The sequence below is a fragment of the Streptomyces sp. NBC_00704 genome, from assembly GCF_036226605.1.
Lineage (GTDB): Bacteria > Actinomycetota > Actinomycetes > Streptomycetales > Streptomycetaceae > Streptomyces.
Map to the genome: position 1 here is coordinate 6493332 of NZ_CP109000.1, position 19516 is coordinate 6512847.

The following is a 19516-nucleotide window of genomic DNA, read 5'->3' on the forward strand; positions in this document are numbered from 1 at the left end:
GGGGGTGCGGGGGTGCAGGGGTTGCGGGGGTGCAGGAGTCGCGGGGTCAGGTGGTGGGCACGAGGCGCCACTGCTGGCAGGTGTTGTTCAGCCAGGTCCACTGCCGTACGTCCACGCCGTTGGCGGTGCCGCAGTCCGCCACGTCGGCGACCTTCCCGCTGTTCTCGCCGACGAGGCGGACGTAGTCGCCGCTCGCGGTGAAGACGAGCCGGAAGCGCTGGCACCTGTTGTTCAGCCACGACCACTGGCGCAGGTCCGCGCCGTCCGCGGTGGAGCAGTCGGCGGTGTCCATCACCCCGCCGGTGGCCACGTTCACCAGCCGGCTGGTGTCGTCGCCCTGGTCCTCGATCCGCCACTTCTGGTTGGCCCCGCCGTTGCAGGTCCACTGGAGGATGTTCGCGCCGTTGGCGGCCGAACCGCCGGACACGTCGAGGCACTTGCCGCTGTTGCGGTTGACGAGGGTGTACGACGTCGGGGTCGTCGCCGTCTCGCCGGACGGGCCGGGCAGCGTCGTGCCGAGCGCGACCGGGGTGCCGAAGTTCGGCGTGCCGTCGGCGTTCCAGGTGAACTTCTGGGCGCGGGTGGTGCGTCCGTTGCCGCAGCCGCCGCTCGCGGAGGAGTTGGCGTGGTAGACGATCCAGTTCTCGGTGCCGTCGGGCGAGGTGAAGAAGCCGTTGTGGCCGGGTCCGTAGACGCCGTTCGCGTCGTTGCGCTGGAACACGGGCGTCTGCTTCTTGGTCCAGGACGCCGGGCTGAGCGGGTCGGAGCCGGTCAGTTCCAGCAGGCCGAGCTTGTAGTCCGCCGTCTGGCAGTAACTCGCGGAGAACGTGAGGAACGTGCGTCCGCCGTGGTAGAGCGGCTCGGGCCCCTCGTTGACCGCCGCGCCCGAGGTCTCCCAGCTCAGCGTGGGGCTGGAGATGACCGTGAAGGCGCTGCTCGCCAGCGTGTACGGGTTGCTCATCGGCGCGATGACCAGGCTCTGCCTGCTGCCGTTCACGGAGCCGCTGCCCACGAGGTACAGGTTGCCGTTCGCCTGGAGCACGCTCGCGTCGATCAGCCAGCCGCCGGGGTCGAGGTTGGAGCCGGTGAGCGTCCCCTTGTGGGTGTACGGGCCCAGGGGGTCGGCGCCCGCGCTCTCCAGGACCTGGGTGCGCTGGAGGTCGCAGCAGGCGGCGCCGCTCGGCGCGGCCGAGTAGTACAGGTACCAGTGGCCGTTGAACTGGTGGATCTCCGGCGCCCAGATGTTGTTGTTGCGGGTCGCGGTGGTGTCCGACCAGACCTGCACGGTGGGCGCGGTGGCGAGCCCGGCCAGCGTGGGCGACTTGCGCATGCCGAGGACGCCGGTGAACGTCGTGGTGATCAGGTAGTAGTCGCCGTTGTAGTACTCCAGCCAGGGGTCGGCGCCCTTGGCCGACTTCAGCGGGTTGGCGTACGGGCGGCCGTCGGCCGCGGACACCGGCTGGGTGGCCGCCACCAGGGCGACGAGGAGGGCCAGCACGCAGACGAGCAGAGATCTGCGGCGGTGGATCCGAGGCATACGGGACCGTCCCTTGTCCGTGAAGCAGCCTGTCCACCATGTTCGTTATTTCGAACATGGTTCGTAACTTCGGCCAGAAGATAAGCGGCGGGCAAGTCGGCGTCAATGGTTTGGACAGCGGGGCGACGCGCCGGGGCGCCCGGTCCGGTCCGTGGACCGGGCCGAGCGCCCCGGGTGTGCGGTGCTCTCGTCGTGCGGGTGTCGTGGGATCAGACGAGGTCGAACCGGTCCAGCTCGCTGACCTTGACCCACGCGGCGACGAAGTCCTTCACGAACTTCTCCTTCGCGTCGTCGCTCGCGTAGACCTCGGCCAGCGCGCGCAGCTCGGAGTTCGAGCCGAAGACCAGGTCGGCGCGGGTGCCGGTCCACTTGACCTCGCCGGTGGCGGCGTCGCGGCCCTCGAAGAGGGTCTGGTCCGACGACGTCGACGACCAGGTCGTGCCGAGGTCGAGCAGGTTGACGAAGAAGTCGTTCGTCAGCTTGCCGGGGGTCTCGGTGAAGACGCCGTGCGAGGACTGGCCGTGGTTGGCGCCCAGCACGCGCAGGCCGCCGACCAGGACGGTCGTCTCGGGCGCGCTCAGGTCGAGCAGGTTCGCCCTGTCGAGCAGCAGGAACTCGGCCGGCAGGCGGTTGCCCTTGCCGAGGTAGTTGCGGAACCCGTCGGCGGTCGGCTCGAGCGCGGCGAACGACTCGACGTCCGTCTGCTCCTGCGAGGCGTCCACCCGGCCCGGCGTGAAGGGGACCTCCACGTCGTGGCCCGCGTCCCTGGCGGCCTTCTCGACGGCGGCCGCGCCGCCCAGGACGATCAGGTCGGCCAGCGAGACCTTCTTCGCGCCGGCGTTGAACTCGGCCTGCACACCCTCCAGGACGCGCAGCACCTGCGCCAGCTCGTCCGGGTTGTTGACCTCCCAGCCGCGCTGCGGCTCCAGGCGGATGCGGGCGCCGTTGGCGCCGCCGCGCTTGTCGCTGCCGCGGAAGGAGGACGCCGACGCCCACGCCGTGGACACCAGCTGAGAGACGGTCAGTCCCGAGTCGAGCAGCTTGGCCTTGAGGGCCGCGATGTCCTCGGCGCCGATGACCTCGCCCTCGGCCTGCGGCAGCGGGTCCTGCCACAGCAGCGTCTCCGCCGGGACCTCCGGGCCGAGGTACAGCGACTTCGGGCCCAGGTCACGGTGGGTCAGCTTGTACCAGGCGCGGGCGAACGCGTCCGCGAACTGGTCGGGGTTCTCGTGGAAGCGGCGCGAGATCTGCTCGTAGACCGGGTCGAAGCGCAGCGCCAGGTCGGTGGTGAGCATCGTCGGGGCGTGGCGCTTGGACGGGTCGTGCGCGTCGGGGACGGTGCCCGCGCCCGCGCCGTCCTTGGCGACCCACTGCTTGGCGCCGGCCGGGCTCTCGGTCAGCTCCCACTCGAAGCCGAAGAGGTTGTCGAAGAAGCCGTTGCTCCACCGGGTCGGCGTGGAGGTCCAGGTGACCTCCAGACCGCTGGTGATGGTGTCGCCGCCCTTGCCGGTGCCGAAGCTGCTCTTCCAGCCGAGGCCCTGCTCGGCGAGCGAGGCGGCCTCGGGGTCGTCGCCGACGTGGTCGGCCGGGCCCGCGCCGTGCGTCTTGCCGAAGGTGTGACCGCCCGCGATGAGCGCGACCGTCTCCTCGTCGTTCATCGCCATCCGGCGGAACGTCTCGCGGATGTCGCGGGCCGAGGCCAGCGGGTCCGGATTGCCGTTGGGGCCCTCGGGGTTGACGTAGATGAGGCCCATCTGCACGGCGGCGAGCGGGTTCTCCAGCTCGCGGTCGCCGGAGTAGCGCCGGTCGTCGAGCCAGGTGGTCTCGGGACCCCAGTAGACGTCCTCGTCGGCCTCCCAGACGTCCACGCGGCCGCCGGCGAAGCCGAAGGTCTCGAAGCCCATCTGCTCCAGGGCCACGTTGCCGGTGAGGATCATGAGGTCGGCCCAGGAGATGGACTGGCCGTACTTCTTCTTGACCGGCCACAGCAGACGGCGGGCCTTGTCCAGGTTGGCGTTGTCCGGCCAGCTGTTGAGGGGCGCGAAGCGCTGCTGGCCGGCGCCGGCGCCGCCGCGGCCGTCGCTGATGCGGTAGGTGCCCGCGCTGTGCCAGGCCATGCGGATCATCAGCGGGCCGTAGTTGCCGAAGTCGGCCGGCCACCAGTCCTGCGAGGTGGTGAGCACCTCGGCGATGTCCGCCTTCACGGCGGCGAGGTCGAGCGCCTCGAACGCCGCGGCGTAGTCGAAGTCCTCGCCGAGCGGGTTCGCCACGGCCGGGTTCTTCGCCAGGATCTTCACGTTCAGCCGCTCCGGCCACCACTGGCGGTTGCCGCCGCCCTGGGTCGGGTGCAGGGCGCGGTCGTGCGCCACCGGGCAGCCACCTGCCTCCGCCGCCTTCGGCTCGGTCACGATCGCGTCATGGTTCTCGGTCATGGGGGAATCCTTCTGGACTGGTCGGATCACATGCTCACGAAACCGCAGGTCGAGGCGCTGCGGGTGGTCAGGTGCGGGCGGTCGAACAGTCGGGGCACAGGCCCCAGTAGATGACCTCGGCCTCGTCTATGGCGAAGCCGCGGTCGTCGACGGCGGTCAGGCAGGGGGCGTGGCCGACCGCGCAGTCGACGTCGGCGACGACGCCGCACGAGCGGCACACGAGGTGGTGGTGGTTGTCGCCCACGCGGCCCTCGAACCGGGCCGGACTGCCCGGCGGCTCCAGGCGGCGCACCAGGCCGGCCGAGGTCAGCGCGTGCAGGGCCTCGTACACGGCCTGCACGGAGATGTGGCCCACGCGGCCGCGGACGCCGGAGGCGATCGCCTCGACGTCCAGGTGATCGCCTTCGCGGACGGTCTCGAGCAGCGCGACCCGGGCGGCCGTCACCCGCAGGCCGGCACCGCGCAGCTCCTCGGCGGTGGTCGGAGTACGGGGGGCTGTCATGACGTCGAACCTACGGCATAAACACGAACGATTCAATAAAACGAACGATGCAAGTCTGGAGAACGCCGCGCGCCGCCGCGCACCGGGCCGTTCACCCCGCCCTTCACCCGGCCGTGCGCGGGGACGCCGGGCGCAGGAACGAGGACAGCCCGTCGAGGAGCCGGTCGACGTCCCCGGCGTCGTTGTACGGCGCGAGCCCCACCCGCAGCGACGGGTCCGGCAGCTTCAGCGCCGCGAAGACCTCGTGGGCGTAGAACGAGCCCGCCGGGGCCACCACGCCCCGCGCCGCCAGATGCGCCTGCGCCTCCCGGGCGTCCCGGCCCTCCAGGGTCATCAGAAGCGTGGGCGTGCGGTCCGCCGCCTTCGAGTGGACGGTGACGTCGTCGCCCAGCGCCCGCAGCCCCTCCTCGATCCCGGCGCGCAGCGCGTTCTCGTGCTCGTGCAGGGACTCCAGCGAGCGCCGCAGCCGCTCCCTGCGGGGCGCGTCCGGCGCACCGCCGTCCAGGTCCGCCAGGAAGTCCACCGCGGCCGTTGCGCCCGCCAGCACCTCGTAGGGCAGCGTCCCGAACTCGAAGCGCTCCGGCACGGCGTCGCTGGAGGGCAGCAGCTTGTCCGGCGCGAGGGCCTCCAGGACGTCCGGCGACCCGGCGAGCACACCGCAGTGCGGCCCGAGGAACTTGTACGGCGAGCAGACGAACAGGTCGGCGCCCAGCGCCCGCACGTCCACGAGGCGGTGCGCGGCGTAGTGCACCCCGTCCACGTGGACCAGCGCGCCGGCCTCGTGCGCCCGGTCGGCGATCCGGCGCACCGGCACCACGGAGCCCAGCACGTTCGAGGCCGCCGTCACCGCGACCAGCCGCGTCCGGGACGACAGCGCCCGCTCGTAGGAGCCGAGGTCCAGTTCCGTGGTCGCCTCGTCGATCTCGATCCAGCGCACGGTCACCCCGGCGCGCTCCGCCGCCTGGATCCACGGGCGCACGTTCGCGTCGTGGTCCAGCCGGCTCAGGACGATCTCGTCGCCCGGCCGCCAGGTCTTGGCCAGGTGCCGTGAGAAGTCGTAGGTGAGCTGCGTGGCGCTGCGCCCGTGCACGACGCCGTTCGCGGGCGCCCCCAGCAGATCCGCGTAGGCGGCCCGGAACCCGGCGACCGCCGACTCGGCGTTGCGCTCGGAGGCGCTGACCGTGCCGCGGTTGGACAGCGGCCCGGTCATGGTCCGGGCGATCGCCTCGGCGACCGGCGCGGGCGTCTGCGTCCCGCCCGGCCCGTCGAAGAAGGCGAACCCGTGGGCGAGGGAGGGGAAGTGGGACCGGAGGGCGACGACGTCGATGGGCATGGCCCCGACTCTGGCACCGGTCGCGCCGCCCCACCAGTGGATCGCGCCGCGGGCCGGCGCCGCCGCGGCCTGCGCGCCCGGCGCCGACGCGTGATCCGGGCCACCCGGCGGCCGAGAACACCGTCACGCCAGGTGATGCGCTATTGGCCATGGACGCGACACACGGTACCGTCGCTCTGATATCGACGACGGAAGTCACGGAAGCCGGTGGGAATCCGGCACGGTCGCGCCACTGTGATCGGTGCGCCGCCCCGCAAGGGCGCGCATCGCGAGTCAGACCCGGGGCCGTCGTCCTGTGCACCACCGAGATGGGACGCGAACTCCCAGAGGAGGCCCTGCCCATGGCGCAGCATGTCGCCCAGCCGACCGCCACCAGCCCTGTCGTACCCGCCAAGCTGCCGCTGAGGGACATCGCCCCCTGGGCCGTCTTCTTCGGCGTCCTGATGCTGGTCCTGCTCTACTTCGTCGGCGCCGAGCAGGGCGCCACGGCCGTGGTCTCCGGCGAGGGCGTCCACGAGTGGGTGCACGACGCCCGTCACCTGCTCGGCTTCCCCTGCCACTGACAAGGGGCGCCGCACCCGCATGAATTCCGCAACGGTAAGAAACCTGCTCGTCCGGGGCATGCTCGCCGGCCTCGGGGCCGGCGTGCTCGCCCTGGTGGTGGCGTACTTCCTCGGTGAGCCGAGCGTCGACAGCGCGATCGGCTTCGAGGAGTCCCACGCCCCCGCGCACGAGCACGAGGTCGAACTCGTCTCCCGCAGCCTGCAGTCCACCGCCGGTCTGGCCACCGGCGTCCTGGTCTACGGGGTGGCCTTCGGCGGCATCGCCGCCATGGCCTACTGCTTCGCCCTGGGCCGCGTCGGACGCTTCGGCCCCCGGGCCACGGCGCTGCTGCTGTCCGGGGCCGCACTGCTCACCGTGTACGTCGTGCCCTTCCTCAAGTACCCGGCCAACCCGCCCGCCGTCGGCGACCACGACACGATCGCCAAGCGCACCACCCTGTACTTCCTGATGATGGTGCTCGGCGTGCTCCTGGCGATCGCCGCGGTCATCGCCGGCAAGCGGCTCGCGCCGAGACTCGGCAACTGGAACGCCACGGTGGTGTCCGTGGCCGGCTTCGTCGTCGTGATCGGCCTGGCGTACGGGTTCCTGCCCGCCGTCAACGAGGTGCCGGCGGACTTCCCGGCCACGCTGCTGTGGCGGTTCCGCCTCTCGTCGCTCGCCATGCAGGCGACGATGTGGGCGGCGTTCGGCCTCGCCTTCGGCGAACTGGCCGAGCGGCTGCTGAATCCCCGCCCGGCGACGAGGCCCGCGGGCACGACCACGACGGCCGCCGCCCCCAACTGACCTGTCCGCAAGGCGGGTCGACCGGTACCGGCACGACGAGAGGGCTCCTGGGACCACCCGGGGGCCCTCTCTCGACGGCGGACGGCGACGACGACGGCCCGCCCCCGGGAACCCCCTCCGCCCGCCCCTCCGACGGCCGATGACGCGGCGTCACGCCCCGTCGGGACAGGCCTCGTCCGGTCGCAGGGGCTCTCCGGTCCGCAGGTTCCAGCGGCCGTCGCGCCCGCTGAGCGAGGTGGCCGTGAGCGGCGGCACGTCGAGCCGCCAGAAGGCCGTCACGGGCGTCCCCAGCACATGGACGACGGCCGCCCGCACGATCTCCGGCTCGACCACCGCGAGGGTGCGGCCCTCCCGCGACGACGACTCCAGCCAGCGGGCCACCCGCGCGCACAGGTCCTCGACGGACTCCCCGCCGTGCGGCGCGCAACCGGGATCGGCGAGCCAGCGCGCCACCGCCTCCGGCTCGGCCGCGCCCACCTCGGCGAGGGTCAGCCCCCGCCAGCGCCCCACGTCCAGCCCGGCCAACTCCACCGGCTCCACCGGCTCGACTGGTTTCGCGGCAGCCGGGGAACCGGCCGCCCGTTCCGGGGCGAGGCCCAGCGCGGCGGCCGTCTCCCGGCAGCGCACGGTGGGAGACGTCACGACCCGCCCGCCCGTGGGCAGCGCGCCGGCCGCCGCGCGGGCGCGGGCCGCCCCGGCGTCGTCGATCGGGGCTCCGTCGTCGAAACGGGCCAGTCGCAGCGACGCGTTCATGGCGGGCGAGACGAAGGTGACACGGCTCGTCACGTGATGCTCCTCCACAGGCGCGCGGTTCGCCGGCCTCCGTGCCGAGAACTTCGCGGTCGGCGGTCGGCGGTCGATCGCCGTGCGGGCAGCGGCCGTTCGGGCGTCGGCCGCCCGGCGTCCTGGCCGCGGCCCCCGACGCGCGCCCGCGGATGCGTACACGGGTGCGACCGGCGTCGGCAAGCTACCACAGGGGCGCGGCGCGCAGGCCGGGCGGCGGGACGGGGCCCGCCGCCCGGCGGCGCGGTTCAGGCGGTCGACGGCCGGGCGGGCAGCACGTGGTCACCCACCGTGTCCGTGCTCAGGCACAGGGAGCAGACGACCGCGTCGTGCGTCGGGCAGGCGGCCACGTCGGGACGCTCGTAGGGCAGGCGGCAGACGTGGCAGTCGTACGTCGTGGCGCTGGGGTTGCCGTCCGCGTCGAGCAGCGGCTCGGCGATGCCGTCGTCCGAACGGCGCAGGTAGTAACGGCCCTTGGTGACGATCGCCGTCAGCGGGGTGAGGACGAACGCGATGACGGCGGCGGCCACGGGGGAGTACGGCTGGAGGGTGTCGCCGAGGGCGTGGAAGTACATCGCGATGGACAGGCCGGACGCGGCCAGGAACGCGACGACGCCGACCGGGTTGACCGCGTACAGCATGCCCCGGCGGAACTCGGGCGCGAGCGGGGACAGCCGGAGCAGGTACTTGTTGACGCCGATGTCCGTGGCGACGGTGACGACCCAGGCGATGGCGCAGTTCGAGTAGAAGCCGAGGATGTCGTTGAGGAAGCTGAACATGTCGGCTTCCATCAGGACGAGCGCGAAGGCCAGGTTGACCAGCACGAAGACCAGGCGGCCGGGGTAGTGCCGGGTGACGCGGGTGAAGGAGTTCGTCCACGCGAGCGATCCGGAGTACGCGTTCGTCACGTTGATCTTGATCTGGCTGATCACGACGAGCGCCACGGCCAGCGGGACGACCAGCCAGGACGGCATCATCGCGTCGAAGGCCCCGCGGAACTGCTGGATCGGCTCGGTGGCCGCGGCGGGGCCGACCTCCGCCAGGATGTACACCGCGAGGAAGACGCCGATGGCCTGCTTCAGCGCGCCGAGGACCACCCATCCCGGCCCGGCCATGACCACGGCCGTCCACCAGGTGCGCTTGTTCGCCTCCGTCTTCGGCGGCATGAAGCGCAGGTAGTCGATCTGCTCGCCGATCTGCGCGATGAGGGACAGGCAGACGCCCGCGCCGAGCAGCACGGGAGCGGTGTGCACCCCGCCGTCCCCGTCGGTGCCCGCGTAGGCCAGGAACCGGTCGACGGTGCCGGGGTCGGTGGCGACGAGGTAGACCAGCGGCGCGACCATCAGCAGCAGCCATATCGGCGTCGTCCACACCTGGAGCTTGCTGAGCGCCTTCATGCCGTAGATCACCAGCGGGATCACCATCAGCGTGGAGACCAGATAGCCCAGCCACAGCGGCAGCCCCAGGCCCAGCTTCAGGCCCTGGGCCATGATCGAGCCCTCGAGCGCGAAGAAGATGAACGTGAAGCTGGCGAAGATCACGCCGGTCAGCACCGAGCCGTAGTAGCCGAAGCCGGACCCGCGGGTGATCAGGTCGAGGTCGATGTTGTAGCGGGCGCCGTAGTAGGCGAGCGGGAACCCGGTGACGAAGATGACGACCGCGGCGACGGCGATCGCGACGAGCGCGTTCCCGGTGCCGTGGGCGAGGCCGATGCCGGCGCCGATGGAGAAGTCCGCCATGTACGCGATGCCGCCCAGAGCGGTCGTCGCCACCACCATCGGGGTCCAGTGGCGGTAACTGCGGGGCGCGAAGCGGAGGGTGTAGTCCTCCAGGGTCTCTTTGGTGGCCTGGGAGGCGGGGGAGCCGGGGCGGGAGTGCGGCGCGGTGGCCGTCGGCGACGACTGCGGGTGCCGGGGCGACTGCGCCGGCTGGGGTGTCTCGGTGGCGCTCATGGGCGGCCCTTCGGGGAGGTGGGCGGTGGGGGACTCCCGGTCGGCGTCCTCGGCATCCGGGGGAGGGGTGGGCCGCGGAGCCATGAGCGGACACGGTAGGAACCGTTTGTTTCTCCGGACGGCGACACGGCGTGAACGCGAGGTAACGGACGGCGGCCCGCGACCGCCGCCCACGGACCCCGGCCGGCGAAATCCTGGTCCCGCCCCCCGCCGTCGCGACCGCGGCTCGCGCCCCCTGAGCCTCGGCCTTTGCCGCCGGACCCCCGGCCGCCCGCCCAGCCCGCCGCTGTCCCGGCCCCGGCCGTCGCCCGTCCGTTCCCCGGTCCGCGGCTCCCGCCGATCGCATGCCGTCGACGGCGCCCCCGTGGTCCGGTGTGCTTGAGTGGGCGCGCTCGCTCCGACCCGTCGCCGCTCATGATCGGACCCGGACTCTCGTGCACGTACTGATACTCGGCGGGACCGCGGAGGCCCGTCGGCTCGCGGAACTCCTCAGCGGCGAGCCGGACTTGACGGTCACCAGCTCGCTCGCCGGGCGGGTGACCGCTCCCCGGCCGCCGGCGGGCGAGGTGCGCGTGGGCGGGTTCGGCGGCGTCGAAGGGCTCGTGACCTGGGTGCGCGAGCACGCCGTCGACGCGATCGTCGACGCCACCCACCCCTTCGCCGGGACGATCGGCTTCCACGCGGCCGACGCGGCCGCCGTCGCCGGTGTCCCGCTGCTCGCGCTGCGCCGTCCCGGCTGGACGCCCGTCGAGGGCGACCGCTGGCACGAGGTCGGCTCACTGGCGGAGGCGGCCGCGTCGCTTCCCGCGCTCGGCCGGCGGATCTTCCTCACCACCGGACGCACGGGGCTGGCGGCCTTCGCCGGACTGGACGGCCTGTGGTTCCTGGCACGCTCGGTCGAAGCGCCCGAGCCGCCCTGCCCGTCCGCCCTGGAGGTGCTGCTCGACCGGGGCCCCTTCACCCTCGACGGAGAGCGCGAGCTGCTGCGCCGGCATCGCGTCGACGTCCTGGTGACCAAGGACAGCGGGGGCGCCGCCACCGCGCCGAAGCTGACCGCCGCCCGGGAGGCGGGGCTGCCCGTGGTCGTGGTGCGCAGACCGCCGGCGCCCACGGGCGTCCCCGTGGCACCCGACCCGTGGGACGCCGTCCGCTGGATCCGGGCCCAGCGGACGGCAGGCCGCCCGGCCGGCCACCCCGACCCCCGGCCCGAGCCCCGCTGACGGCCCACGGGCGACTGGCGCCGGGGTCATGCCGGGGTCCGCCTGCCTCTGCCGAGGGCCGCATGGGATCCCCGGTGTCCGGTGGCCGGGCCGGGTTTGCGCCGGGCGGTGCCGGGGTCCCGCCGACCGGTGCCGGGGCCCGCCCGCCTCTGCCGTGGGTCGCATGGGGTCCCGGTCACCGCCGGGACCTCAGGGGTCTCTGTTGTCTCCTGCCGCCGTGGCCGTGGCCGTGGCCGTGGCCGCCGGTGTCGGCGCCGCGTGCTCCGGGACGGCTCAGGCCCTCCGGGCGCTCACTCCTCCTCGCTGGCGAGGGCGTTCAGGGCGGCGGCGGCCATCGCGCTGCCGCCCCGGCGCCCGCGCACCGCGAGGTACTCCAGTCCGTACGGGTTGGCGATCAGCGCCTCCTTGGACTCGACCGCCCCGACGAATCCGACCGGCACGCCGATCACCGCGGCGGGCCGGGGCGCGCCCTCCCCGATCATCTCCAGGAGCCGGAAGAGGGCCGTCGGCGCGTTGCCGACGGCGACGACCGCACCCTCCAGCCGGTCGCGCCACAGCTCCAGAGCGGCGGCGCTGCGCGTGGTGCCGAGCCGTTCCGCCAGTTCCGGCACGGCCGGTTCGGACAGGGTGCAGAGCACGTCGTTGCCGGCGGGCAACCGCTTGCGGGTCACGCCGCTGGCCACCATCCGCACGTCGGTGAAGACGGGCGCCCCGGCGCGCAGGGCCTCGCGGGCGCGGGCCACCACGCCGGGAGTGTGGGCGAGGTCGCGGACGAGGTCGACCATGCCGCAGGCGTGGATCATCCGGACCGCCACCTGAGCGACGTCGGCGGGGAGGCCCGCGAGGTCCGCCTCCGCACGGATGGTGGCGAAGGACCGGCGGTAGATCGCCGCGCCGTCCTTCTCGTAGTCGTAGCTGGTCACGGTGCTGGTCTCACTGCTCTCGGGGTGGTCGGACGGCTCGGGCGGGAGCGGTCGCGCGGCGGCCGGACCGGCTGCCGTGGACATGGCGGCGAGCATACCGACGCCCCCGCACCTGACGGCGGCCGGAGGCCCGGGCGGGGGCGCACCCCGGCCGGGGGCGGGGGCCGGCCGGCCCGGAGGCGGTGACCCGTGACGGACCGGCCGGGCCTCTCAGCCGGTCGGTCGCCCGGCCGCGGGCCGGTGGCCGGCACCGTCCGCACGGAGGCCGGGGTCGGGGCCGTCGCCGTACCGGGAGCGGGCCCGGGCGCGCAGGCCGGCGTCGTCCAGCACGTCGAGGGCCGTGCAGGCCAGCGCCTCCACCACGGCGGTCAGGACCCGGCGGGCGCGCGGGGAGGCCGCGGCGGCGGCGAACTCGGGGGTGTGGTCGCTGCCGTCGGAGTCCATGATCGCGACGAAGGGGTGGACGGCGGGCACCCGTCCGCTGACGTTGCCGATGTCCGAGGACCCCAGGTACACGCCGGGCTCGGGCGGTGTGAGGGTGATCCCGGCCCGGGACAGATGGCCGGCGAACCGCTCGGACAGCGGCTCGCAGTCCCGGAAGTGCTCGTAGCGCACGCTCGCCCGCTCCACCTCGACGGACGTTCCGGTCGCCAGCGCGACGCCCTGCGCCGAGGTGCGCAGCCGCGCCGCCAGCTCGTCCAGGGCCGCCGTGGTCGCCGCGCGCAGCCCGAAGCGCCCCTCGGCCCGGTCGGGCACGATGTTCGTCGCCGTCCCGCCGTGGGTGACGATCCCCTGGACGTGGGAGCCCTCCGGCAGCCGCCGGCCGAGCGCCGACAGCACGTTGAACAGCTCGATCAGCGCGGCGAGGGCGTCGACGCCCTCGGTCGGGTTGCCGGTGGGATGCGCGGCCCGGCCGTGGAAGACGACCCGGTACTGCTCCTGCGCGGTCAGCGGCGCCCGCGCCCAGTCGTGGACGCCGGGATGGAACATCAGGGCGGCGTCGACGTCGTCGAAGACCCCGGCGCGCACCTGGAGGGCCTTGCCGCCGCCGCCCTCCTCGGCCGGGGTGCCCACCGCCAGGACGCGGCCGGCGGCGCCGTCCCGGACCGCGTCCACGACCAGTGCGGCGCCCAGTCCCGCCGCCGCGATCAGGTTGTGCCCGCAGGCGTGCCCGAGTCCGGGCAGGGCGTCGTACTCCAGCAGCAGCGCCACGGCAGGCCGGCCGTGCCCCGAGGACGCGGTGAACGCCGTCGGGAGGTCCGCCACGTTCCTGCGCACCTCGAACCCGGCCCGCTCCAGCTCGCCGGTGAGCAGGGCGGCGGCGCGGTGCTCGGCGAAGGCGGTCTCGGGGTCCGCGTGCAGGGCGCGGGCGACGGCCCACAGGCCGTCCGCGCGCCGGGCGACCTCGTCATGCACACGGCTGTACGGCGGGCTGGTCAACGGAGCCTCCTGCTGGTCGACGGCGACACGTTCCTGCCGGACCCGGGTTCCACCGCACGGGCCCCCGAACCAGAGCCGAGCGCCCGGCCGGGGTCCGGCGGAGCCGCCGGGCCCCGCCGGACACGGGAGCCGCCCGCCCGAACTCCCTGGGCCGCCGGAACCCGGGTCAGTCCTGGGTGAGCAGGTCGGCCAGGCGGTGCGCCTGGGCCAGCAGCGTCCCGTAGGTGACCAGCGCGTCCGGGTCGTCGGGCACGGCGCCCGGCAGCCCCCTGCGCAGGTCGTTCAGCGTGCGCTGCAACTCGGCGACGGCCTCGCGCAGTTCCGCCGCCGCGTCGTCGTCGTGGCCGTCCGGAAGGCCCGGGTCGGCCAGCGTCCGTCCGTAGAGCCGGACGGCACGTGCGGTGTGCCGCAGGAACTCGGAGTACGCGCGGGTCAGCTCCGGGGCCGGCCGGGCCGCCCTCTCGCTCTCCGTGATCTCCCGCACGGTCCTGGTCACGCCCGCCGTGTGCAGGGCCACGTAGTCGAGCACGCCCAGGGCGTCGGAGTACGCCTCGTCGGCCGGGAGGCGCGGCCGGGCACGGCGCCCGCGCGGGTTGACGCGCATGCTCTCCCGGCTCCAGCCGATCGCCGACCGCGCCTGGTCGACCAGCCGGCCCAGACGCAGGGCGCGCTCGTGCCACTCCCCGACGGGCAGACCGTCCCACTCGCCGCCCGCCAGGCCGTCGGCCACGGCGTCGAGGATCTCCTGCGCCTCGCCGGCCGCGTCCTCCAGCGCGGCGCGGGCGTCACGCAGGTACACCGGAGGGCGGATCAGCACGTTGACGGCCACGCCGACCACCGCGCCGAAGACCGCCTCCGCGATGCGCGCGGCCGAGGCGGCCACCGTCACGGGACCGTTGGTCAGCACGAACAGCGCACCGGTGGCGGCGTAGACGCCCTGGCTCCCCAGACGCTGCCACTGCCCCAGGAGCAGCACGGCCGGAAGTACCAGGGCCATCGTGATCATCGTGCTGTGCAGCAGCAGCGCCACCGCCGTCGCTGTCGCCGTCCCCACCGCGATCGCGGCGAGCTGCTGAAGTCCGTGCGCGACCGACCGGTACACCGTCGACTCCACGAGGACGACCGCCACCCACGGCGCCACGAACGCCATCGGCGCGGCCAGCCACCAGCCGACGACCGCCCAGGCCAGCCACGCGGCCAGCGCCGCCTTGCTCGCCTGCACCATCAGGTCCCGCTCGCGGCCCGGTCCTTCCCAGGCCCGGCGTGCCGCCGGCACGACCGCGCCGGCGGTGCGCCGGACCGGCCGGGCCGCCTTTCGCATCCACTCCATAGAGAAGCAAGTGCCACGCGAGACGCGCTACGCACCTGCCGGCCTCGATCTCGTTGCGCCCGGCGAGCGCTCCCCGCACCGGCGCACCCGTCGGGCCCGGCGGTGTGGGGAGCGCGCCGCCCCGGGTACTCGGGAGGCGCACGGCGGTGAGCACACCGCCCCGACACCGGACCGACCGACCAACCAGCATCGGTCAGTCGGCTGACCGACTGACCGATTGACCGACCGACCAGAACGGAGCGCACGCCATGACGACTCCCGACCCGGACCCGACGCGGACCCCGTCGATCGACCCGGGCGGCGGTGTGCCCCCTGGCGAGACCCCGCCCGCCGAGGGCGGAACGTACGGCATCTCCCATCCGGAGCCGCCTGAACAGCGCAGGGGATGGGCCGCGATGCCGCTCGCGCTGATCGCGGTCGTGGTGGTGCTGGTGGCCGCCGGCCTGATCGCGATGGCGGTGGCGTTGATCGTGTGACCCACGGGACCGCCCCTTCGGGGCCGGGTTTCGGGGGGACGCCTCCGGTGCACTCGGACCGGATCCGCGTCGGAGCGACGGGGAACGCCGCCGTCGCCGGGGCCCACTGCCCCGAGGACCAGTGAGGAGCAACGATGGACCACTCGCGGGCGCCCGTTCTGGAGGCCTTGCAGGAGTTCCGGCGCCGGGGGGACATCGCCTACGGCCCGCCCGGGCACAAGCAGGGCCGGGGCGTGGACCCGCGGGTCGCGGAGATCGTCGGGATGGACGTGTTCCGCTCGGACGTCCTCTCCCTCAACGGCCTGGACGACCGCCGCCAGTCGCAGGGCGTGCTGAGCCAGGCCCAGGAACTCATGGCGGACGCGGTCGGCGCGGAACAGGCGTTCTTCTCCACCTGCGGCAGCTCCCTGTCGGTCAAGGCGGCGATGCTGGCGGTGGCCGGCCCCGGGGAGAAGCTGCTGCTGTCCCGCAACGCGCACAAGACGGTCATGGCGGCCGTCGTCGTCAACGGCGTGGAGCCGATCTGGGTCCACCCGAAGTTCGACGTCGAACGGCACATCGCCCACCCGCCGGAGCCAGACGACGTACGCCGCAGGCTGCGCGAGCACCCGGACGCCAAGGGCATGCTGCTGATCACGCCCACCGACTGGGGCACCTGCGCCGACATCCGGGGCGTCGCCCGGGTGTGCCACGAGTACGACGTCCCGCTCATCGTCGACGAGGCGTGGGGAGCGGTCTTCCCGTTCCACCCGGAGCTGCCGCCCTGGGGCATGGACGCGGAGGCCGACCTGGTGGTCACGAGCGTCCACAAGATGGGCGGCGCCGTGGAGCAGAGCTCCGTCTTCCATCTGCAGTACGACCGGGTGTCACCGGAGGTCCTCAAACAGCGGGAGGACCTGCTCGGGACCACCAGCGCGTCGTCCCTCGTGTACGCGTCCCTCGACGGCTGGCGCCGGCAGATGGCCGAACACGGTCACGACCTCGTGGCCGGCGCGCTGCGCCGCGCTGAACGCGTCCGCCGGGCGGCGGCCGAGCTGCCCGGGCTGCGGCCGATGGGCCAGGAGGTCGTCGACGAGGGGCTCGCCGCCTCCTACGACCCCATGAAGATCGTGATCGACGTGCGCGGGCTCGGCATCAGCGGGATGCAGGCCACCGAGTGGCTGCGGACCCACCGGCACATCGATCTCGGCGGTTCCGACACCTGCCGCGTCAGCGCCTCGATCACCTGCGCCGACGACGACGAGACCGAGAAGGTGCTGGTGGACGGCCTGCGCGCCCTCGTCGAGGCGGCCGACTCGATGGAGCGGCGGCCGCCGGTGCGCCTGCCCGCGCCCTCCACGCTGGAGCTGGAGCAGGCGATGCTGCCGCGCGACGCGTTCTTCGCCGAGGCCGACCATGTGCCGGCGGACCGCGCGGCCGGCCGGATCGCCGCGGAGATGATCAGCCCCTATCCGCCGGGAGTGCCCGTGATCGCCCCCGGCGAGGTGATCACGGACGAGGTCCTCGACTATCTGCGCAGCGGCGTGGAACACGGCGTCCTGATCCCGGACGCGGCCGACCCGTCGATGCGCTCCCTGCGAGTGGTACGCCGCTAGGCCAGCGTCCGGCGGCTTACCGGTGCGGCGCGTTGCGCGGTGCGCGGTGCGCGCGCTGACGGCGCGGCGCCGGTCGAGCGCCCCGTGCCCCGCTCAGCGGCAGGGCGGCCCGGTCGGCGGGCTGTGCCGCCGCTCGTCCGGGGCGCGTGCGCGTTCCCGACGGGCGCGCACCCATGAGGTCGTTTGCCCGGGATTCTGAGGGGGACCCGGCTGCTCATGAGCGCTACGTCTCCTCGCCTGCGGACAGGACAGAACCGGGCCCTGCGGCTGCTGGACCGCCTCGAACGGGATTCCCGGGCGGACGCCGTGATAGACGCCGTCGCCGCGCGCGTGCGCGCCCTGCCGCTGGGACGCGGCCGGGACGTGCTGCACGGCACCTGGCTCGGTCACCCGGTACACCCCCTGATGGTGCAGGTGCCGGTCGGCAGCTGGCTGTCCGCGGCCGTGCTGGACCTGCTGCCCGGCCGTTCCCGTGGCGCGGACGCGCTGGTGGGCGTCGGGCTGGCCGCGGCCGCGCCCGCCGCCCTGACCGGCGCGGCCGACTGGGCGGAACTGCACCACGAGCAGCAACGCGTGGGACTGGTGCACGCCGTCGCCAACACGACGGCCGTCGGACTGTACGCGGCCTCCCTCGCCTGCCGGCTCCGGGGGCGTACGGCGGCGGGCCGGACCCTGGGGTTCCTGGGGCTGACGGCGGTGGGCGTCGGCGGCATGCTGGGCGGTCATCTGGCCTACCGCCAGGCCTCCGGCGCCAACCACGCGGAGGAGGTCGCGCACCTCGTCGGCGAGGGCTGGCACCGCGTCGGCGGGGTGGCCGACTTCCCCGTCGGGCGGGCCGTGCGCCGCATGGTGGACGACGTGCCGATCGTGGTCGTGCACCAGCCGGACGGGGAGATCCACGCGCTGGCCGATCGGTGCAGCCATCTGGCCGGGCCCCTGTCCGAGGGCGCCGTCGCGGACGGGTGCGTCACATGCCCCTGGCACGGCAGCGTGTTCCGTCTCTCGGACGGCTGGAACGTCCGCGGGCCGGCCACCGCGCCCCAGCCCGCCTTCGACACCCGGACGGTGGACGGGCACCTGGAGGTCCGTCTGCGCCGGCACGACCAGGAGGACGACGGGAGCCCGCAGGACGTCCGCACGGACGGCGAGGAGAAGCGCACGGAAGGGAAGGCGGCTGATGGGAACGGCGACTGACAACCGTCTCGCCCGGAGTCTGCACGGGTTCCTGCGGCGGACGAAGCGGGACTACTCGGCGGGACAGGAACGGCCGCTGGAGGGCTATCTCGCGGCCGTGGCCGGCTTCGGCGTGTACACCTCGGCGTGGGCGACGGCGGTGCGGCTGCTGGGACGGCCGGTGCCGGAGCGGCCCGCGCCGTGGGACGTGGCGCTGACCTCCGTGGCGGCCTTCCGGCTCAGCCGGCTGCTGAGCAAGGCCTCGGTGACCAGTCCGCTGCGGGCTCCCTTCACCCGCTACGTCGGCCCGCAGGCTCCGGCCGAACTGCACGAGGAGGCGCGCTCCGGGACCGGCAAGGACGCCGTCGGCGAGCTGCTGACCTGCCCGTTCTGCCTGAGCGTGTGGGTGGTCTCGACCCTGACCGCCGGCCAGCTCCTGTGGCCGCGCGCCACGCGCACCGCCATGGGCGCGCTCGCGGCCCTGGCCGGGGCGGACGCCCTGCAGTTGTCGTACGCGGCCCTGGTGGCCAAGGCCGAGGAGGGCACGGGCACGGAGGACGAGTGATCCGGCCGGCGTTCAGTGGTGGGCGTGGGCGACCGCATGGCCCCTGCCGCGTCCGATCATCCACTTGTTGACGGGAGTGGTGACCAGCAGCGCCACCGCGAAGCCGCCGAGCAGCGTCGACCAGAACAGCCCGTCGGCCAGCTGGGCGTCCATGGCGCCCGGAACCAGGGCGATGATCCCGTTGTCGACCAGCTCCATCACCGCGATCGAGACGGTGTCGGCGGCCAGCGCCACCCGGACGGCGGACCTCAGGTCCAGGCCCGCCCGGCGCACCGCGAACAGGGTGAACGAGTAGCCGAACAGGAACGACAGCGCGATCGCCAGCACCATCGTGGACACGTTGCCCCACATGAGGGCGGTCCCGATCACCATGCCGACGATCTCGCCGACGGCGCACCCCGTGAGGCAGTGCAGGGTCGCCTTCACCGCCGTTCCCCACGACGCTCCGCCGTGCGGGCCGCCACCGTGGCCATGACTCAGGGCGCCGTCGGCGGCGGCGTGGTCGGCGTGCTCGTGCGCGACGCCGGTGTCATGGGTGGTGCCCGTGTCATGCGTGGCACCGGTGTGATGGGTGCTGTCCTTCATGGCCTGCCCCTTCCCTCGGGGTGCTCCCGGCACCCCGCTGCCTGGAACGTGTTCCCTGGACTGCGGCCCGGCATCCGGACCACTGAGGTCAACCAGATACCCCTAGGGGGTATTCCAGCCGGCTCGCGGAGCCCTGGCACAGGCCCAGCCAGCCGCAGGCAGGCCAGGCAAACCAGGCACAACCAGGCAGAGCGCGACGGCCGCCGCGCGCTGCCGGGGGGTGCGGCCCGCGACGGCCTCCGGTCGACGCGGCGAGCGGATGCGGGGCGACGCCCGTCCCGGTGGCGGTCACTCCGCGCGCGAACGCCACCGCCACGTCCGGC

17 protein-coding genes and 1 riboswitch are annotated in these 19516 nt (G+C 73.9%); of the genes, 7 read left to right on the forward strand and 10 right to left on the reverse strand.

What is annotated here, in order from left to right:
• Positions 1-46 precede the first annotated feature (46 nt).
• The 4 genes from OG802_RS28195 to OG802_RS28210 form a co-directional block, all read right to left on the reverse strand.
• Positions 47-1537: a family 43 glycosylhydrolase gene (locus tag OG802_RS28195; RefSeq protein ID WP_329414920.1), complete on the reverse strand. Its 1491-nt coding sequence runs from the start codon at positions 1535-1537 to the stop codon at positions 47-49.
• A 209-nt stretch (positions 1538-1746) separates the two neighbouring features.
• Entirely contained in the window at positions 1747-3969 is a 2223-nt protein-coding gene (katG, locus tag OG802_RS28200) for a catalase/peroxidase HPI (RefSeq protein ID WP_329414922.1), read from the reverse strand.
• A gap of 67 nt (positions 3970-4036) precedes the next feature.
• Positions 4037-4471 (reverse strand): Fur family transcriptional regulator, encoded by a 435-nt coding sequence (locus OG802_RS28205; RefSeq protein WP_329414923.1) that lies wholly within the window; start codon positions 4469-4471, stop codon positions 4037-4039.
• 103 nt (positions 4472-4574) lie between these two features.
• A complete protein-coding gene (locus tag OG802_RS28210) occupies positions 4575-5804 on the reverse strand; it encodes a cysteine desulfurase-like protein (protein WP_329414924.1) in 1230 nt (409 codons plus the stop codon).
• 145 nt (positions 5805-5949) lie between these two features.
• Positions 5950-6108, forward strand: a riboswitch (cobalamin riboswitch).
• Positions 6109-6145: 37 nt separating this feature from the next.
• Here OG802_RS28210 and OG802_RS28215 point away from each other — a divergent pair.
• Together OG802_RS28215 and OG802_RS28220 are read left to right on the forward strand one after the other, a co-directional pair.
• Complete coding sequence (locus OG802_RS28215; protein WP_329414925.1) at positions 6146-6367, forward strand: CbtB domain-containing protein; 222 nt, start codon at positions 6146-6148, stop codon at positions 6365-6367.
• Positions 6368-6386: 19 nt separating this feature from the next.
• A complete protein-coding gene (locus tag OG802_RS28220) occupies positions 6387-7151 on the forward strand; it encodes a CbtA family protein (RefSeq protein WP_329414926.1) in 765 nt (254 codons plus the stop codon).
• A gap of 150 nt (positions 7152-7301) precedes the next feature.
• Here OG802_RS28220 and OG802_RS28225 read toward each other — a convergent pair whose 3' ends face one another.
• Positions 7302-7937: a histidine phosphatase family protein gene (locus OG802_RS28225; protein WP_329414928.1), complete on the reverse strand. Its 636-nt coding sequence runs from the start codon at positions 7935-7937 to the stop codon at positions 7302-7304.
• A gap of 245 nt (positions 7938-8182) precedes the next feature.
• Positions 8183-9970 carry an allantoin permease gene (locus OG802_RS28230; protein ID WP_443055383.1) on the reverse strand — a complete coding sequence of 596 codons (1788 nt, stop codon included), beginning with the start codon at positions 9968-9970 and terminating at the stop codon, positions 8183-8185.
• A gap of 350 nt (positions 9971-10320) precedes the next feature.
• On the opposite strand from OG802_RS28230, the gene OG802_RS28235 reads away from it, so the two are divergent.
• Complete coding sequence (locus tag OG802_RS28235; protein ID WP_329414930.1) at positions 10321-11106, forward strand: cobalt-precorrin-6A reductase; 786 nt, start codon at positions 10321-10323, stop codon at positions 11104-11106.
• A gap of 290 nt (positions 11107-11396) precedes the next feature.
• On the opposite strand, the gene OG802_RS28240 is transcribed toward OG802_RS28235, so the two are convergent.
• The 3 genes from OG802_RS28240 to OG802_RS28250 form a co-directional block, all read right to left on the reverse strand.
• Positions 11397-12029: a precorrin-8X methylmutase gene (locus OG802_RS28240; RefSeq protein WP_329417447.1), complete on the reverse strand. Its 633-nt coding sequence runs from the start codon at positions 12027-12029 to the stop codon at positions 11397-11399.
• Positions 12030-12239: 210 nt separating this feature from the next.
• A complete protein-coding gene (locus OG802_RS28245) occupies positions 12240-13469 on the reverse strand; it encodes an amidohydrolase (protein WP_329414931.1) in 1230 nt (409 codons plus the stop codon).
• Positions 13470-13635: 166 nt separating this feature from the next.
• A complete protein-coding gene (locus OG802_RS28250) occupies positions 13636-14799 on the reverse strand; it encodes an aromatic acid exporter family protein (RefSeq protein WP_443055385.1) in 1164 nt (387 codons plus the stop codon).
• Between the two features lie 248 nt (positions 14800-15047).
• Here OG802_RS28250 and OG802_RS28255 point away from each other — a divergent pair, with 248 nt between their 5' ends.
• The 4 genes from OG802_RS28255 to OG802_RS28270 all read left to right on the forward strand — a co-directional run bounded on the left by OG802_RS28255 (position 15048) and on the right by OG802_RS28270 (position 18608).
• Positions 15048-15275, forward strand: a complete 228-nt coding sequence (locus tag OG802_RS28255; RefSeq protein WP_329414934.1) for a DUF6480 family protein — start codon at positions 15048-15050, stop codon at positions 15273-15275.
• 134 nt (positions 15276-15409) lie between these two features.
• The gene (locus tag OG802_RS28260; protein WP_329414935.1) at positions 15410-16870 is read left to right on the forward strand and encodes an aminotransferase class I/II-fold pyridoxal phosphate-dependent enzyme; all 1461 of its coding nucleotides are present in this window, start codon (positions 15410-15412) and stop codon (positions 16868-16870) included.
• 216 nt (positions 16871-17086) lie between these two features.
• Positions 17087-18064, forward strand: coding sequence for a Rieske 2Fe-2S domain-containing protein (locus OG802_RS28265; protein ID WP_329414937.1), 978 nt, complete (start codon positions 17087-17089; stop codon positions 18062-18064).
• Positions 18048-18608 (forward strand): DUF1360 domain-containing protein, encoded by a 561-nt coding sequence (locus tag OG802_RS28270; protein WP_329414939.1) that lies wholly within the window; start codon positions 18048-18050, stop codon positions 18606-18608. The genes OG802_RS28265 and OG802_RS28270 overlap by 17 nt, the downstream gene beginning before the upstream one ends.
• Positions 18609-18620: 12 nt before the next feature.
• Here the strand turns inward: OG802_RS28270 and OG802_RS28275 are convergent, their stop codons facing one another.
• The gene (locus tag OG802_RS28275) at positions 18621-19193 is read right to left on the reverse strand and encodes a DUF4396 domain-containing protein (protein WP_329414940.1); all 573 of its coding nucleotides are present in this window, start codon (positions 19191-19193) and stop codon (positions 18621-18623) included.
• Positions 19194-19516 lie beyond the last annotated feature (323 nt).

Bases quoted from the DNA above. Each gene is read 5' to 3' on its own strand.
- OG802_RS28195 (WP_329414920.1), bottom strand. From the start codon at position 1,537: ATGCCTCGGATCCACCGCCGCAGATCTCTGCTCGTCTGCGTGCTGGCC.
- katG (WP_329414922.1), bottom strand. From the start codon at position 3,969: ATGACCGAGAACCATGACGCGATCGTGACCGAGCCGAAGGCGGCGGAG.
- OG802_RS28205 (WP_329414923.1), bottom strand. From the start codon at position 4,471: ATGACAGCCCCCCGTACTCCGACCACCGCCGAGGAGCTGCGCGGTGCC.
- OG802_RS28210 (WP_329414924.1), bottom strand. From the start codon at position 5,804: ATGCCCATCGACGTCGTCGCCCTCCGGTCCCACTTCCCCTCCCTCGCC.
- OG802_RS28215 (WP_329414925.1), top strand. From the start codon at position 6,146: ATGGCGCAGCATGTCGCCCAGCCGACCGCCACCAGCCCTGTCGTACCC.
- OG802_RS28220 (WP_329414926.1), top strand. From the start codon at position 6,387: ATGAATTCCGCAACGGTAAGAAACCTGCTCGTCCGGGGCATGCTCGCC.
- OG802_RS28230 (WP_443055383.1), bottom strand. From the start codon at position 9,970: ATGGCTCCGCGGCCCACCCCTCCCCCGGATGCCGAGGACGCCGACCGG.
- OG802_RS28250 (WP_443055385.1), bottom strand. From the start codon at position 14,799: ATGGAGTGGATGCGAAAGGCGGCCCGGCCGGTCCGGCGCACCGCCGGC.
- OG802_RS28255 (WP_329414934.1), top strand. From the start codon at position 15,048: ATGACGACTCCCGACCCGGACCCGACGCGGACCCCGTCGATCGACCCG.
- OG802_RS28260 (WP_329414935.1), top strand. From the start codon at position 15,410: ATGGACCACTCGCGGGCGCCCGTTCTGGAGGCCTTGCAGGAGTTCCGG.
- OG802_RS28265 (WP_329414937.1), top strand. From the start codon at position 17,087: ATGAGCGCTACGTCTCCTCGCCTGCGGACAGGACAGAACCGGGCCCTG.
- OG802_RS28270 (WP_329414939.1), top strand. From the start codon at position 18,048: ATGGGAACGGCGACTGACAACCGTCTCGCCCGGAGTCTGCACGGGTTC.
- OG802_RS28275 (WP_329414940.1), bottom strand. From the start codon at position 19,193: ATGAAGGACAGCACCCATCACACCGGTGCCACGCATGACACGGGCACC.